We start from the raw sequence: 13,867 nt of genomic DNA, 5'->3' as shown, positions 1-13,867 counted from the left end.
TCATCCTGCAAGGGCCAAGATTGTGTCGGCAGAACGGGTGCGGCCGGTCGCGTTCTCGACAAGGTCGCCCGGGTCGAGGATCAGGGCGATCTGGCCGTCGCCGAGGATGGTGGCGGCGGCGACGCCGGGGATGTTGCCATAGCTGTGCTGCAACCCCTTGATCACCACCTGCCGCTGCTCGAGGATCTCGTCCACGACCAGCGCGGCGCGGCTGCCGTCTTCTTGGGCCGTCAGCAGCACGATGCCGCCCTCGTAGCTGGCCTTGGGGCCGCGATAGGCAAGCTCGGTGCCAAGGTCGTAGAGCGGGACAAAGCCGCCGCGGATGTGGATCACGCTGGTTTCGGGGCCGAGCGAGCGGATGTCATGGGCCGAGAGCGTCGCCGTCTCGACGATGGAGGACAGCGGGATCACCAGCGTCTCGCCGGCGACGCGCACCACCATGCCGTCCAGCACCGCCAGCGTCAGCGGCAGGCTGATCGAGAAGCGGGTGCCCTGGCCACGCTCCGACGTGATGGCGATACGGCCGCCAAGGGCACCGATGGCCTGCTTGACCACATCCATGCCGACCCCGCGGCCCGACAGGGCAGAGATCTGGTTGGCTGTCGAGAAACCCGGCAAGAACAGAAGGTTGTCGATTTCGGCATCGGTCAGCACCGCATCGGGCGCGACCAGCCCCTTGCGGATGGCGATTTCGCGCACCCGGGGCCGGTCGATCCCGGCGCCGTCATCGGCGACCTCGATCACCACGCGTCCCGACCGATGCTGTGCCGAGAGGGTGACGACGCCTTCCTCGGGCTTGCCAGCCTCGCGGCGGCGATCCGGGGTTTCCAGCCCGTGATCGACGGCGTTGCGGATCATGTGGGTCAAGGGGTCGGCGAGGCGCTCGATCACCGTCTTGTCCACCTCGGTGCCTTCTCCCTCGCTGCGCAGCCGCACTTCCTTGCCGACGGCGGCCGAGGCTTCGCGCACGATCCGGGCCATGCGCTGGAACAGCGGCTTGACCGGCTGGGCGCGGATCATCATCACGCTGTCCTGGATGTCGCGGGTCAGCATCATGAAGGCTTCGAGCCCGTTCATCACCGCCGAATTCGCCGGCAGCCCGGCCTCGGTCACGCTTTGTGCGAGCATCGCCTGGTTGATCACCAGCTCGCCCACCAGGTTCACCAGCCGGTCGATGCGGTCGAGATCGACGCGCACGGTGGCGGCCGCCGCTTCGGCAGGGGCTGCCGCGGCGGCGGCCACGGCGGGTGCAGCGAGCCGGTCCGGCGCCGGGTCTGTCGGGCGCTCGGAAGGGAGTGCGATGGGCTGGATCGGCAGGGCGGACGAGGCCGTCGCAGCCGAGGCAAGGGGAGGGACGATGAGGTCCGGCACGAGCGAGAGGCAGGGCGGCGATATGGCAGGGGCGCTGGCGGCCTCCGGCTTGGGCTCGGGCGCTGCAAGCCCAAGCTCTGCGGCCACCTCCTGCGCTTCGGCGATCGTGATTTCGGCCACGTCTTCGACGAAATCGAAGACGGCGCGGATGTCGCTTTCCTCGATCCCGCCGGTCAGCTGCACCGTCCAGCCGAGGCAGGAGGTTTCCGGCATCAGCGCGTCCAGATCGGGCAGGGCCGACAGGTCGCACGTGATGCTGGCGCTGCCCAGCTCGCACAGCGCGCGCAGCAGATGGAAGGTCTCGTTCCCCGAGGCATAGAGCGCATCTAGCGGGCGCAGGCGCACCGTCCAGCAGCGGCCGTCCGCTTCGGCGAGATCGGCGGCATCGCCCAGATCCGGCAGCGCCAGATCGAAGCTGAGGCCCATCGGCGCGAAGGCAACCTCTTCCTCTTCAAGCTCGGGCGCGCGCTCTCCCATCAGCGCCTCGACGGCGATCAGCAGGGTTTCCGAGCCGGGCGGCGAGCCGCTGGCATCGTCGCGGGCAAGGCGCACATGGTCGGCCAGCATGTCGGCGGCCTGGAAGAACAGCTTCATCGCCTCGTGGTCGACGACCAGTCGGCCGCAGCGCAACTCGTCCATCACCGTCTCGAACCGGTGCGCGAAGGCGACCAGCACCGTCAGCCCGAAGGCCCCCGCTCCGCCCTTGATCGAATGGACGGCGCGGAACACCACGTTGATCGTTTCGGTATCCTGCGAGCCATCGCCTTCCAGATGGTCCGCCATCACCGACAGCGCATCTTGCAGGCTTTCCAGCAGTTCCTCGCATTCCACGAAGAACGAGGCGCGGATTTCTGCCATCGGGTCATGTGTCATGCGGCTGTGCCCTCTACCCGGTGACCATCTGCAGCGCCTTGACCAGCTTGGGCGGATCGAAGGGCTTCACGATCCAGCCGGTGGCGCCTGCCGCGCGGGCGCGGGCCTTCAGCTCCGGAGCGCTTTCGGTGGTCAGCACCAGAATCGGGGTGCCGCGATGCCGGTCCTGGCCCCGCACCGCCTCGATGAAGCCAAAGCCGTCGAGCCGGGGCATGTTGATGTCGGAGATGATGGCGTCGGGGGCGATGCCCTCCAGCACCTCGAGCCCGTGCATCCCGTCTTCGGCAAGGTGCAGGGTGAAACCGGCCTCGGTCAGCGCCAGTTTCAGCATGTCGCGGATCGTGCGGCTGTCATCGACGGCGAGGATGGTCAGGCTCATGCCGCGCCCTCCGGTTCGAGTTGGCCCAAGTCAAGCTGGCCCGATTCAAGCTGGGCGGGCGCGAGGCCGAACATCGCCACCGCATCCTCGAAGGCCTGCGAGCGGGGGCTGATGCGCAACGGTTGCCCGGCGGCGCGCCAACTGGCGGCAGCGGCCAGCAGCACCTGCAGGCACAGACCCCCCAGATGGGCGACATTGCCCGCGTCAAGGTCCAGCGCCTGCCCCTTGCGGGCGCGGATCGCCTCGGAGAGCGGGCTGGCCGCCGGCAGGTCGAGCCGGGGCGCAAGCGAGAGCGGCGCGGTCATTGCGCCAGCCCCGCACGATGGTCGCGTGCAATATGATCGGTCGTAGCGTTCACCTTGTCCCCTCCGTCCGTTCGGGTGAGACAAGGCTTAGGGGCGCCGGGTTAAGATAGGTTTGACGGCAGAGTCAGTTTTCCTGCCGCGGGGCTGCGCCCATCCGCTGCGCCAGATAATGGGCGCAGCCAGTCAGCGCGGCGAAGTCATCCTCGATCACAAAGACCGGGAAATCCGCCATCAGCGGGGCAAAGCGGCCCTTGTCGCGGAAGGCCGCCGCAAAACCGAACTCCTCCAGCCAGGGCACCAGCGCGCGGGCCATGCCGCCGATCAGATGCACGCCGCCAAAGGGCAGGTGGATCAGCGCCAGATCGCCCGCGACCGCGCCCAGCATCCGCACTGCGGTGGCCACGGTCTGGCGGGCCCGGTCCTCGCCCGCCTCCAGCGCGGCAAGGATAGCGGCCGAATCACGCGCCCCGGTCTCGCCGGCCTCGCCCGCCAGCCAGGCGTCGATATGGGCGATGCCGCGGCCCGAGAGCACCTCTTCCACGCCCGGAAAGCCATGCCCCCGCGCCACGAAGCGCGACAGCCGCAGATCGGCGTCACCCCGCACCGGCAAGGTGACATGGCCGCATTCTGACGGCACCACCACGCGCCCACCCGGCCCTTCATGCACCGGGGCGGCGTTGAAGCCGGTGCCGACGCCGATCACCAGCTGTGAGCCGCCTGCCTCTGCCGCCGCCGCAATGATCGTGCGATGCGCCCCCGGCGCCAGATGGCCAAGCGCATGGCCCTGCGCCTGCAGGTCGTTGAGCACCGCCACCGTGCGCGCGCCGGTCGCGGCGGCGAGCCCGGCCCCGTCCATCGCCCAGTCAAGGTTGGTCAAGCGGCCGATGCCACCGCGCACCGGGCCCGCGACGGCAACGCAGGCGCCGTCGGGCACGGGGCAGCCCTCATCGGCGCGGAACTGCGCCAGCACCGCATCCAGCCCCGCAAAGCCGGTATTGGTGTAGCGGCGCACCGAATCCGGCATGATCCGCCCGGCCTGCGCCAGCGCGACACGGGTATTGGTGCCACCGACATCGGCAACAAGGCAAAGCGGGGCATCGGTCATCAGGGTCTCCGGGTCAGGGCATCTGCAAGGGCAAGATAGGATGCCTTGGGCCGACGTGACAGGGTATCCCAGTCGACATGCACCAGCCCGAAGCGTTTGTCATAGCCATCGGCCCATTCGTAATTGTCCAGCAGCGACCAGCAGAAGAAGCCTTTCAGGTTCACACCTGCATCTCGCGCCCGGCCCGCCGCGGCCAGATGCGCGTCCATGAAGGCGATGCGCTCGGCGTCATTCACCGCGCCCTCCACGACCCGGTCGGGCCAGGCCATCCCGGTCTCGGTCACGTGGATCGGCAGGTCGCCCACCGCTGCGCCGGTGCGGCGCAGGAACTGCTCAAGCCCGTCCGGGTAGATCTCCCAGCCGGATCCGGTCTTCGGCCCCGGTCCCGGCACCTCGCGTGACGAAGGCCAAGGCTGGCTCGGCGCCGCCTCATGGAAGCGGCGGGTGTAGTAGTTCAGCCCCAACCAGTCCAGCGGCTGCGCGATCTGCGCCATGTCGCCCTGCCAGCCGTGCGGCAGATGCGGCTCCAGCCCCTCCAGCGCCTCGGCGGGGTAGCTGCCCTTGGTGATCGCCTCCAGGAACCAGCGGTTGAAGATCGCGTCCTGCCGGGCCGCCGCGGCGTGGTCCTCGGGCGCGTCACTCGCCGGCGCGCAGACCTCCATGTTCAGCACGATCCCCAGGTCCCGGTGCCCGTCGGCCCGCAGCGCCTGCACGGCCGTGCCATGCGCCAGCAGCACATGATGCATGGCATGGGCGGCGGCGCGGATATCGCGCAGCCCCGGCGCGTGGATGCCGAGGAAGTGCGACAGCCAGGCCACGCACCACGGCTCGTTGACGGTGGCGGTGGCGGTGACACGATCCCCCAGACGGCCCATCACCAGCCGCGCATAATCGGTGAACCAGCCCGCCACATCCGGGTTGGTCCAGCCGCCGCGCATCGCCAGCGCCGACGGCATGTCCCAGTGATACAGCGTCAGCCAGGGCTGCAGCCCCCGCTCCAGCATCCCGTCCACCAGCCGGTCGTAGTAATCCATCCCCTCGGCATTCACCGCGCCGCGCCCCTCGGGCAGCACCCGCGCCCAGTTGACCGAGAAGCGGTAGGCGTCGAAATTGCCGTCCCGCACCAGATCCAGATCCTCGGGCCAGCGGTGGACATGCTCGCAGGCGCGTGCGCCATCCTCGGCGCGGATCACGTTGCCCGGGGTTGCTGCGAAAGTATCCCAATGGCAGGGGCCAGCGCCGCCAAGCGCCGAGCCCTCGATCTGATAGGCCGAGGTTGCGGTGCCGAAGACGAAGTCTTCGGGGAAGTCGCCTCTGCGGAAGCGCATGGTCATCTCCTTTGGGATAGTGCGGCCTGCGCCTGCTGCGGCGCGGGGCCGGTGGACTGCCCGACGACCAGCGTCGCCTCCATCAACCGGCTGCGCGGGGTGCGGTCCGGGTCCGCCACCAGCTCCAGCAGCATCGCCGCCGCCAGCCGCCCCGCCTCGCGCACGGAAGAGCGGGTGGCGGTGAAGATCGGATCGGCCCCGTCGCCATTGCGAAGATAGCCAAGATCGTCGTCATGGGTCACGATCGACACGTCGCGCCCCATCTTCAGCCCGGCATCCTCGATCGCCCGCCGCACGCCGAGGGCCGAGATCATCGAGGCGGTCAGGAAGGCGGTGGGCGGGTCCGGCAGGCGCAGCATCTCGGCCGCCGCCTCATGCCCGTAATTCTCGGTCATCTCCGACGAGCGCATCAGCGCCGGATCGGGTGCCACGCCCCGCGCCAGCAGTGCCGCCTCATAGCCCCGGCGGCGGCGGGCCGCGAAATCCATCTCCTCCAGCCCGTTGACCAGCGCGATGCGCCGATGCCCGAGGTCGAGAAGGAAATCCGTCGCGCGGCGAAAGGCGCGGGTGTTGTTCACGTCCAGCCAGGAATAGGGCAGGGCGACCCCGCTGGCGCGGCCATGCACCACGAAGGGCAACCCCAGTTCCGTCAGCAGCGCGATGCGCGGGTCGTTCAACTCGGGCCCGTGGACCAGGATCCCGTCCACATTCCGCTTGGCGGCGATGTCGCGGTAGGTGCGCGCCTCGCGGTCGTCATCGACCACCGACAGGATCATGTCATAGCCCTTGGCCGCATAGGTTTCACCGGCCCCCGCAATAAAATCGGCAAAGACCGGGTTCACGATCTCATGCCGGGTGGAGACCGGGATCACATGGCCAATTGCCATCGCGCGCCCCGTCGCCAGCCCCTTGGCGCGGGTGCTGGGGCGGTAATGGTGCGCCGCCGCCGCTTCCTGCACCCGTCTGCGCGTCGCCTCGCCGACCTCGGGGTAACCGTTCAGAGCGCGGCTCACCGTGGTCTGCGACAGGCCGAGGATCTGGGACAGTTCCTTGAGGTTCATGCGGATATCCAAAGCGCTTTGGCAGTGATGGCGGAGCGTAAGGCCAGCCTCTTCCCGCGTCAATTCCCCGCAGCTAGCGATTTTTTCTGCACCTGCAAAGGGGTTCTTGCCGGTCCGGCCCCTGCGCGGCGGGGCGTTGACAACTCGCCCGATCCGGGTGATCTTCCGCCAACACCAAAGCGCTTTGGCTGCCATCATGCCCGATGGCCGCGCCCATGCGCACTGTCTGGGAGGATGGAATGAAAGCTGGCCGTTCCGCAGGGCTCGCCCTGCTCGCGCTCACCGCGGTTGCCGCCCCGCTAGGCGCCGCCGCGCAGGATCTGGTCTTCGCCCCGGGCGAGGATCCGCGCTTCGACTGGGCCAGTTACGAGGCATTCAAGCAAGACCTCTCCGGCCAGACGCTCACCCTCTTCGGCCCCTGGCTTGGCCCCGACAAGGAGCTGATCGACAGTGTGGTCGCCTATTTCGCCGCCGCAACCGGCGCCGATGTGCGCTATTCGGGGTCCGACAGCTTCGAGCAGCAGATCGTCATCGACACCGGCGCCGGCAGCCCGCCTGACATCGCCATCTTCCCGCAGCCCGGCCTTGTCGGCGACCTTGCCAGTCGCGGCCATATCACGCCGCTGGGGCAGGAGACCTCCGACTGGGTGCTGGAAAACTATGCCGCCGGCCCGTCCTGGGTGGACCTTGGCACCCATACCGGCCCCGATGGCACGGATGACTTCTACGGCCTCCTCTACAAGGTCGACCTGAAATCGCTGGTCTGGTTCGTGCCTGAGAACTTCGAGGATGCCGGCTACGAGATCCCCGAGACGATGGAAGACCTCAAGGCCCTGACCCAGCAGATCGTGGACGAGGGCGAGACCCCCTGGTGCATCGGCCTCGGGTCAGGCGCCGCCACCGGCTGGCCCGCGACCGACTGGGTCGAGGACCTGATGCTGCGGATCAACACGCCCGAGGATTACGACGCCTGGACCCGAGGGGATCTGCCCTTCGATGACCCGAAGGTCGTCGCCGCCATCGAGGAATTCGGCTGGTTCGTGCGCAACGACGATTTCGTGCAGGGCGGCGCCGGTGCCGTCGCCTCCACCGATTTCCGCGACAGCCCCAAGGGTCTGTTTGCCTCGCCCCCCGGCTGCTACATGCACAAGCAGGCCTCGTTCATCCCCTCCTTCTTCCCCGAGGGCACTGAAGTCGGACTCGATGCCGACTTCTTCTACTTCCCCGCCTATGCCGATCAGGATCTGGGCAAGCCGGTTCTGGGCGGTGGCACCACCTTCGCCATCACCCGCGATACCGAGGCGGCCCGCGCCTTCATGGCATTCCTGCAAACCCCGATCGCGCATGAGGTGTGGATGGCGCAATCGGGCTTCCTGACCCCGCTGAAGACTGCCAACCCCGAGGTCTACGGCGATCCGACCCTGCGCAAAATGGCCGATATCCTGTTGGCCGCCGACACCTTCCGCTTTGACGGATCGGACCTGATGCCGGGCGCGGTCGGGGCTGGCGCCTTCTGGACCGGCATGATCGACTATGCGGGCGGCGCCGATGCCGCCGAGGTCGGCGCGATGATCCGCAAGACCTGGGACTCGCTCAACTAAGGCCCGTTTCAGGAGGTCTGCATGGAACAGCTGGCGCTCGCCTCTGCCACCATCGTCATCGGCATCTTCGGCTGCGTCGCGTGGTTCTGGGGCAGCAACTGGCTGCTGGACCGGGCGCTGCCGCCGCGCGGGGCGAACGCCGGGCGCAATATCGGCCGGGCGGCGCGGGTGCGGCCCTGGCTGTTTCTCGGCCCGGCGCTGCTGGTGCTGGCCGTCTATCTGGTCTGGCCGGTGTTCCTGTCGATCTGGCTGTCGCTGCACGATGCCTCGGGCCAGCGCTTCGTCGGCCTTGGCAACTGGCGTTGGCTGATGGCCGACGGCAAGTTCCGCGAGTCGATGGGCAACAACCTGCTGTGGCTGCTGATCGTGCCCGCCGCCGCCACCTTCTTCGGCCTCATCGCCGCCAGTCTGACCGACCGCCTCCGCTGGGGCAATCTGGCCAAGTCGCTGATCTTCATGCCGATGGCGATCAGCTTCATCGGCGCCTCGGTGATCTGGAAGTTCATCTACGATTTCCGCGGCGAGGGGCAGGCGCAGATCGGCCTCTTGAACGCGGTGGTCGAGGGGTTCGGCGGCGCCCCGCAGACCTGGCTGACGCTGACCCCCTGGAACAACCTGATGCTGATGGCGGTGCTGATCTGGATCCAGACCGGCTTTGCCATGGTGATCCTCTCGGCCGCCCTGCGCGGCATCCCCGAGGAGACGGTGGAGGCGGCGGTGCTGGACGGTGCCTCGCCGCTGCAGATCTTCCTCAAGATCAAGGTGCCGCAGATCTGGGGCACCATCGCCGTGGTCTGGACCACGATCACCATCCTGGTGCTGAAGGTGTTCGATATCGTGCTGGCGATGACCAATGGCCAATGGGGCACGCAGGTGCTGGCGAACCTGATGTTCGACTGGATGTTCCGCGGCAATGACACCGGGCGCGCCTCGGCCGTGGCGCTGGTCATCATGCTGCTGGTCACGCCGATCATGATCTGGAACATCCGCACCGCGCGGCGGGAGGGGATGTGATGGAAGGCATGGCCGGAACGAAATCGCGCCTCACGTGGGCGGTGAACCTTGCGGCGCTGCTGCTGGTGGTTTTGTGGACGATCCCGACGCTTGGGTTGCTGATCTCGTCGTTCCGCGACCGCGACCAGATCGCCGCCTCGGGCTGGTGGAAGGCGGCGCTGCCGGCCGAGCAGAACGAGATCTTCCGCGCCCCGCCCCCCGAAACCGCCGTGCCGGATGGTCCTCTCTGGGTGCTGGACGGCAATGTCTTCGGCGAGGCGGGCGGCAGCGTCGCCGCCTTCGGCCTGTCGGCACGGGAGCCCAAGGCCTTTGCGCCGGGCGAGACCGCGACGGGCCGGGCGGGCGATACGCTCACCGTGGCCGAGGATGGCGCCTTCCGCATCACCTACCCGGAAGCGCCAGAGGCAGGGCGAGGGGATCGCATCTTCGTCACCACCACCACCCCGCCGCGGCTGACGCTGGAGAATTATGAAACCGTCGTCGTCGCCCAGGGGCTGGGGCGGGCGTTCCTCAACACCTTCACCGTGACGATCCCCGCGACGGTGATCCCGATCCTGATCGCCGCCTTTGCCGCCTATGCGCTGGCCTGGATGCGCTTTCCGGGCCGGGCGCTGATCCTTGCCGGCATCGTCGGCCTGCTGGTGGTGCCCTTGCAGATGACGCTGATCCCGCTGCTGCGTCTGCACAACGCCATCGGGCTCGACAAGGGCTATCTGGGCATCTGGCTGGCGCATACCGCCTTCGGCCTGCCAATGGCCGTCTACCTGCTGCGCAACTACATCGCCGGCCTGCCGCGCGAGATCATTGAAAGCGCCCGCGTCGATGGCGCGACCGACTTCGAAATCTTCCGCCGCATCGTCCTGCCGCTGTCTTTTCCGGCATTGGCGAGCTTTGCGATCTTCCAGTTCCTCTGGGTATGGAACGATCTGCTGGTGGCGACCGTTTTTCTGGGCAACGCGCCCGACCAACTGGTGATGACCGGCGTGCTGCGCGAACTCCTCGGCTCGCTCGGGGGCGAATGGGAGATTCTGGCGGCCTCGGCCTTCGTGTCGATCTCGATGCCGCTGCTGGTTTTCTTCGGATTGCAAAGATATCTCGTGCGCGGCCTGCTGGCCGGCTCGGTGAAAGGTGGCTGACATGGACTTCAGGAAAGACGCGGACTGGTGGCGGGGTGCGGTGATCTATCAGATCTACCCCCGCAGCTTTCAGGATGCGAATGGCGACGGCATCGGTGACCTTCTAGGCATCGTCGGCCGCTTGCCGCATATCGCCAGCCTCGGCGCCGATGCGGTCTGGATCAGCCCGTTCTTCCCCTCGCCGATGAAGGATTTCGGCTATGACGTGTCGGACTACCGCGACGTGGACCCGATGTTCGGCAGCCTCGCCGATTTCGACCAGGTGATCGCCACCGCGCATTTCCTGGGGTTGAAGGTGATGATCGACCTCGTGCTGTCGCACACCTCGGACCAGCATCCCTGGTTCAAGGAAAGCCGCAGCAGCCGCGACAACCCCAAGGCCGACTGGTATGTCTGGGCCGACCCCAAGCCCGATGGCACCGTGCCCAACAACTGGCTGTCGATGTTCGGCGGCACCTCGTGGCACTGGGACAGCCGGCGCGAGCAGTATTACCTGCACAACTTCCTGACCAGCCAGCCCGACCTCAACTTCCACTGCGCCGAGGTGCAGGACGCGCTGCTGGACGTGGCGCGCTTCTGGCTGGAGCGGGGGGTGGATGGCTTCCGGCTCGATACCATCAATTTCTACATGCATGACAAGCAGTTGCGGGACAATCCTCCGCTGGCCAAGGAACTGCGCAACGCCAAGACCGCGCCGGCGGTGAACCCCTATAACCACCAGATGCACATCCACGACAAGAACCAGCCGGAAAACATTGAATTCCTTCGGAAACTCCGCGGCCTGATGGCTCCGCACAACGCCGCCGCGGTGGGCGAGGTCGGCGACAGCCAGCGCGGGCTGGAAATCCTGGGCGAATACACCCGCGGCGATGACCGGATGCAGATGTCCTATGCATTCGAGTTCCTGTCGGGCAGCGACCTCACCGCCCAGACCATCGCCGATGTCTTTGCCGAGGTGGACCGCGTCGCCCATGACGGCTGGGTCTGCTGGGCCTTTTCCAACCACGACGTGGTGCGTCACGTCACCCGCTGGAACCTGACGCTGGCCTCGGCGCGGACCTATGCCACGCTGATGACCTGCCTGCGCGGGTCGATCTGCCTCTATCAGGGCGAGGAGCTTGGCCTGCCCGAGGCCGAGGTCGCCTTCGAGGATCTGCAAGATCCCTATGGCATCGAATTCTGGCCCGAGTTCAAGGGCCGCGACGGCAGCCGCACGCCGATGCCCTGGGACGGATCTGCGGTCAATGCCGGCTTCTCACCGGCCAAGCCCTGGCTGCCGGTGCCGTCCTCGCACTACCATCTCGCGGTTTCCACCGCCGAGCAGGACCCCGCCGCGCTGCTGCACCACTACCGCCGCGCGCTGGCCTTCCGCCGCGGCCACCCGGCGCTGCGGGTCGGCGCGATGACCGATGTGACCGTGACCGGCGAGGTGCTCAGCTTCCGCCGCCAGACCGATGCCGAAACCATCCTGTGCTTCTTCAACCTGTCGGACGAACCCGCGACGGTCCCGGTGCCCGAAGGCAACTGGGTGACGATTGCCGGCGAGCTGGGATCGGCCCGGCCCTTGCCCGACCATACGCTGCATCTGGGGTCCTGGCAGGCCAGCATCCTGCTGCTGGATCGGCACCATCCCGAACGCCACCAAGGGGGCCAAGATGGCCGGAGTTGAGCTTCAGGGGATCGGCAAATCCTATGGCGAGGTGGCGGTGCTGCAAGGCATCGACCTTAGCATCGCGGCGGGGGAGTTCGTGGTCTTCGTCGGCCCCTCGGGCTGCGGCAAGTCCACCCTGCTGCGGATGATCGCGGGGCTGGAGCGGATCACCGCGGGCACGCTGCATATCGACGGGCAGGTGGTGAACGACGTGCCGCCCGCGCAGCGTGGCATTGCCATGGTGTTCCAGTCCTACGCGCTCTATCCCCACATGACGGTGCGCGAGAACATGGAATTCGCGCTGAAGATCGCGCGGAAATCCAAGGCGGAAATCGCGGCGGCGGTCGACAACGCCGCCCGCATCCTGCAACTGACGCCGTACCTCGACCGTCTGCCCAAGGCGCTGTCGGGCGGCCAGCGCCAGCGCGTCGCCATCGGCCGCGCCATCGTCCGCGACCCCAAGGTGTTCCTGTTCGACGAGCCCTTGTCGAACCTCGACGCCGCGCTGCGGGTGGCGACGCGGATCGAGATCGCGCAGCTGAAGGAACGGCTGCCGGGCCGCACCATGATCTACGTCACCCATGACCAGATCGAGGCGATGACGCTGGCCGACCGCATCGTGGTGCTGAACGCCGGCGGCATCGCCCAGGTCGGCACGCCGCTGGACCTCTATGACCGCCCCGACAACGAGTTCGTCGCGCAATTCATCGGATCGCCTGCCATGAACCTGCTGCCCGCCACGCTGGTGGGCACAGGGGCGACAAGCCGCGTGCAACTGCCGGGCGGCGCCGAGGTGACGGTGCCGATTGCGACCGCCGCCGCCTTGCAAGGGCAGGTGGTCAAGCTGGGTGTGCGCCCCGAGCATCTGGACTTCGCCGCGCCGGGTGCCCCCGCCCTGATCGAGGCGCCGGTGGAGGTCGCCGAGAAGCTGGGCGATGTCACCGTGGTCTATGTCACCATGCCGGGCGAGGCAGAGGCGGTCATCGCCAAGCTGCCCGGCACCGCGCCGGTGGCGCGCGGCGCGGTGCTGCGGCTGACCGCCGATCCGGCGCGGATGCACCTGTTCTACGCGGGGAAGAGCCTGCGGCGGGGGTGACTCCCCTCACACCGTTTCCGGCAGCGCCCGCCCGGTCTCGGCCAGTTCCGCCTCCAGCGCCTCGCCCCGGCGACGGAAGCGGCGGGATTTGAGGGTGCGGCCGGCGGCGCGGTGCAGCAGGGCGTTCAGCCATAGTCGGCCGCGCGCGTCCAGAACCTCGCCCAGACGGCGGATATAGGGCGCGTGCTGGCGGCGGGCGCGGTAGGCCTGCCAGAACAGCGCGGGCGTGAAGCTGCCCTCGCAGGCGGCGGTCAAGAGCGGGGCCAGCAGCTCCATCTCTTCCAGCGCGCCGGCCGGGTCGGGGCCGATCCACGGGCAGGGCAGCATGGTGACGAAACCGCGTGTGAACAGGCTCGCATGCATCGCGTCGGGATGGTGCTGGGGGTCATAGATCACATGCACTGGCCCCGCGCCCTCGATCATCTCGGGGGCATAGCCATAGCGGTCGGTGAAGGACAGCCGCCGCTTGGCGCGGAAGCGGTCGTCCCAGCCGGTGACGCGCGGGTCCAGCGTCGCCTGCGGCGCGGCCAGGATCACCGTGGCGCCCGGCGCCGTCACCGCATAGGCGGCGGCGGCATAGCCGCCCATCCCGGCGCCCCAGAACACCACGCGGTCGAAATCCTCGAAGAAGGCGTCATCCACCTGCCGGTCGAAGAAGCGATAGACGGCGCGGTCGCGGTACCAGCTGTCCTCGAAGGCGATCAGGCACAGGCTCGACCAGCCCTTCGCCTTGGCGATCTGGTGGCCAAGCGGCTTATGCCCCGGCCGCGCGCGGATCGAGGCCAGCGTCTCGAAGGTGACCAGCAGCACCGGCCCCTCATCGGAAAACAGCGCGCCGTGGCGTTTGCCAAGCGGCTCGTAATAGCCCTCGTCCTCGCCAAGCGCCTCCAGCGCCTCGATCAGATCGAGGTCGGTCTGATCCGCCAGGTCGAGTGCCATGTCCTGCG

At 68.0% G+C, this 13,867-nt stretch carries 12 protein-coding genes; 5 read left to right on the top strand and 7 right to left on the bottom strand.

The window, feature by feature from the left end:
* From GVY41_RS07715 to GVY41_RS07690, 6 genes are all read right to left on the bottom strand, one after another.
* Entirely contained in the window at window positions 1-2,244 is a 2,244-nt protein-coding gene (locus GVY41_RS07715) for a chemotaxis protein CheA (RefSeq protein WP_161345286.1), read from the bottom strand.
* A gap of 13 nt (window positions 2,245-2,257) precedes the next feature.
* Window positions 2,258-2,623, bottom strand: coding sequence for a response regulator (locus GVY41_RS07710; RefSeq protein ID WP_161345289.1), 366 nt, complete (start codon window positions 2,621-2,623; stop codon window positions 2,258-2,260).
* Window positions 2,620-2,928, bottom strand: coding sequence for an STAS domain-containing protein (locus GVY41_RS07705; RefSeq protein WP_161345291.1), 309 nt, complete (start codon window positions 2,926-2,928; stop codon window positions 2,620-2,622). Before GVY41_RS07705 ends, GVY41_RS07710 begins: the two co-directional genes overlap by 4 nt.
* Window positions 2,929-3,052: 124 nt before the next feature.
* Window positions 3,053-4,033 carry a glucokinase gene (locus GVY41_RS07700; protein ID WP_161345293.1) on the bottom strand — a complete coding sequence of 327 codons (981 nt, stop codon included), beginning with the start codon at window positions 4,031-4,033 and terminating at the stop codon, window positions 3,053-3,055.
* Window positions 4,033-5,361 carry a GH1 family beta-glucosidase gene (locus GVY41_RS07695; RefSeq protein ID WP_161345295.1) on the bottom strand — a complete coding sequence of 443 codons (1,329 nt, stop codon included), beginning with the start codon at window positions 5,359-5,361 and terminating at the stop codon, window positions 4,033-4,035. The genes GVY41_RS07700 and GVY41_RS07695 overlap by 1 nt, the downstream gene beginning before the upstream one ends.
* A 2-nt stretch (window positions 5,362-5,363) precedes the next feature.
* Window positions 5,364-6,422: a LacI family DNA-binding transcriptional regulator gene (locus GVY41_RS07690; protein ID WP_161345297.1), complete on the bottom strand. Its 1,059-nt coding sequence runs from the start codon at window positions 6,420-6,422 to the stop codon at window positions 5,364-5,366.
* A 239-nt stretch (window positions 6,423-6,661) separates the two neighbouring features.
* Here GVY41_RS07690 and GVY41_RS07685 point away from each other — a divergent pair, with 239 nt between their 5' ends.
* The 5 genes from GVY41_RS07685 to GVY41_RS07665 are packed head-to-tail and all read left to right on the top strand — an operon-like array spanning window position 6,662 to window position 12,920.
* Window positions 6,662-8,023: an ABC transporter substrate-binding protein gene (locus GVY41_RS07685; RefSeq protein WP_161345299.1), complete on the top strand. Its 1,362-nt coding sequence runs from the start codon at window positions 6,662-6,664 to the stop codon at window positions 8,021-8,023.
* Window positions 8,024-8,044: 21 nt separating this feature from the next.
* The gene (locus GVY41_RS07680) at window positions 8,045-9,037 is read left to right on the top strand and encodes a carbohydrate ABC transporter permease (RefSeq protein ID WP_161345302.1); all 993 of its coding nucleotides are present in this window, start codon (window positions 8,045-8,047) and stop codon (window positions 9,035-9,037) included.
* Entirely contained in the window at window positions 9,037-10,173 is a 1,137-nt protein-coding gene (locus GVY41_RS07675) for a carbohydrate ABC transporter permease (RefSeq protein WP_161345304.1), read from the top strand. The genes GVY41_RS07680 and GVY41_RS07675 overlap by 1 nt, the downstream gene beginning before the upstream one ends.
* Before the next feature lies 1 nt (window position 10,174).
* Window positions 10,175-11,842, top strand: coding sequence for an alpha-glucosidase (locus GVY41_RS07670; RefSeq protein ID WP_161345306.1), 1,668 nt, complete (start codon window positions 10,175-10,177; stop codon window positions 11,840-11,842).
* A complete protein-coding gene (locus tag GVY41_RS07665) occupies window positions 11,829-12,920 on the top strand; it encodes an ABC transporter ATP-binding protein (protein WP_161345308.1) in 1,092 nt (363 codons plus the stop codon). The genes GVY41_RS07670 and GVY41_RS07665 overlap by 14 nt, the downstream gene beginning before the upstream one ends.
* 6 nt (window positions 12,921-12,926) lie before the next feature.
* Here GVY41_RS07665 and GVY41_RS07660 read toward each other — a convergent pair whose 3' ends face one another.
* A complete protein-coding gene (locus tag GVY41_RS07660; RefSeq protein WP_161345310.1) occupies window positions 12,927-13,859 on the bottom strand; it encodes a phosphoadenosine phosphosulfate reductase in 933 nt (310 codons plus the stop codon).
* Window positions 13,860-13,867: the final 8 nt, after the last annotated feature.

Source organism: Frigidibacter albus (genome assembly GCF_009908165.1).
Lineage (GTDB): Bacteria > Pseudomonadota > Alphaproteobacteria > Rhodobacterales > Rhodobacteraceae > Frigidibacter > Frigidibacter albus.
Note: the sequence above shows the minus strand (reverse complement) of the source record. Positions and strands in the feature narration are given on the sequence as shown.

What these genes read in the sequence shown, in the direction of transcription:
- GVY41_RS07670 (WP_161345306.1), top strand. Translation starts at nt 10,175, where the DNA reads ATGGACTTCAGGAAAGACGCGGACTGGTGGCGGGGTGCGGTGATCTAT.
- GVY41_RS07695 (WP_161345295.1), bottom strand. Translation starts at nt 5,361, where the DNA reads ATGCGCTTCCGCAGAGGCGACTTCCCCGAAGACTTCGTCTTCGGCACC.
- GVY41_RS07705 (WP_161345291.1), bottom strand. Translation starts at nt 2,928, where the DNA reads ATGACCGCGCCGCTCTCGCTTGCGCCCCGGCTCGACCTGCCGGCGGCC.
- GVY41_RS07675 (WP_161345304.1), top strand. Translation starts at nt 9,037, where the DNA reads ATGGAAGGCATGGCCGGAACGAAATCGCGCCTCACGTGGGCGGTGAAC.
- GVY41_RS07665 (WP_161345308.1), top strand. Translation starts at nt 11,829, where the DNA reads ATGGCCGGAGTTGAGCTTCAGGGGATCGGCAAATCCTATGGCGAGGTG.
- GVY41_RS07710 (WP_161345289.1), bottom strand. Translation starts at nt 2,623, where the DNA reads ATGAGCCTGACCATCCTCGCCGTCGATGACAGCCGCACGATCCGCGAC.
- GVY41_RS07660 (WP_161345310.1), bottom strand. Translation starts at nt 13,859, where the DNA reads ATGGCACTCGACCTGGCGGATCAGACCGACCTCGATCTGATCGAGGCG.
- GVY41_RS07700 (WP_161345293.1), bottom strand. Translation starts at nt 4,033, where the DNA reads ATGACCGATGCCCCGCTTTGCCTTGTTGCCGATGTCGGTGGCACCAAT.
- GVY41_RS07685 (WP_161345299.1), top strand. Translation starts at nt 6,662, where the DNA reads ATGAAAGCTGGCCGTTCCGCAGGGCTCGCCCTGCTCGCGCTCACCGCG.
- GVY41_RS07690 (WP_161345297.1), bottom strand. Translation starts at nt 6,422, where the DNA reads ATGAACCTCAAGGAACTGTCCCAGATCCTCGGCCTGTCGCAGACCACG.
- GVY41_RS07715 (WP_161345286.1), bottom strand. Translation starts at nt 2,244, where the DNA reads ATGACACATGACCCGATGGCAGAAATCCGCGCCTCGTTCTTCGTGGAA.
- GVY41_RS07680 (WP_161345302.1), top strand. Translation starts at nt 8,045, where the DNA reads ATGGAACAGCTGGCGCTCGCCTCTGCCACCATCGTCATCGGCATCTTC.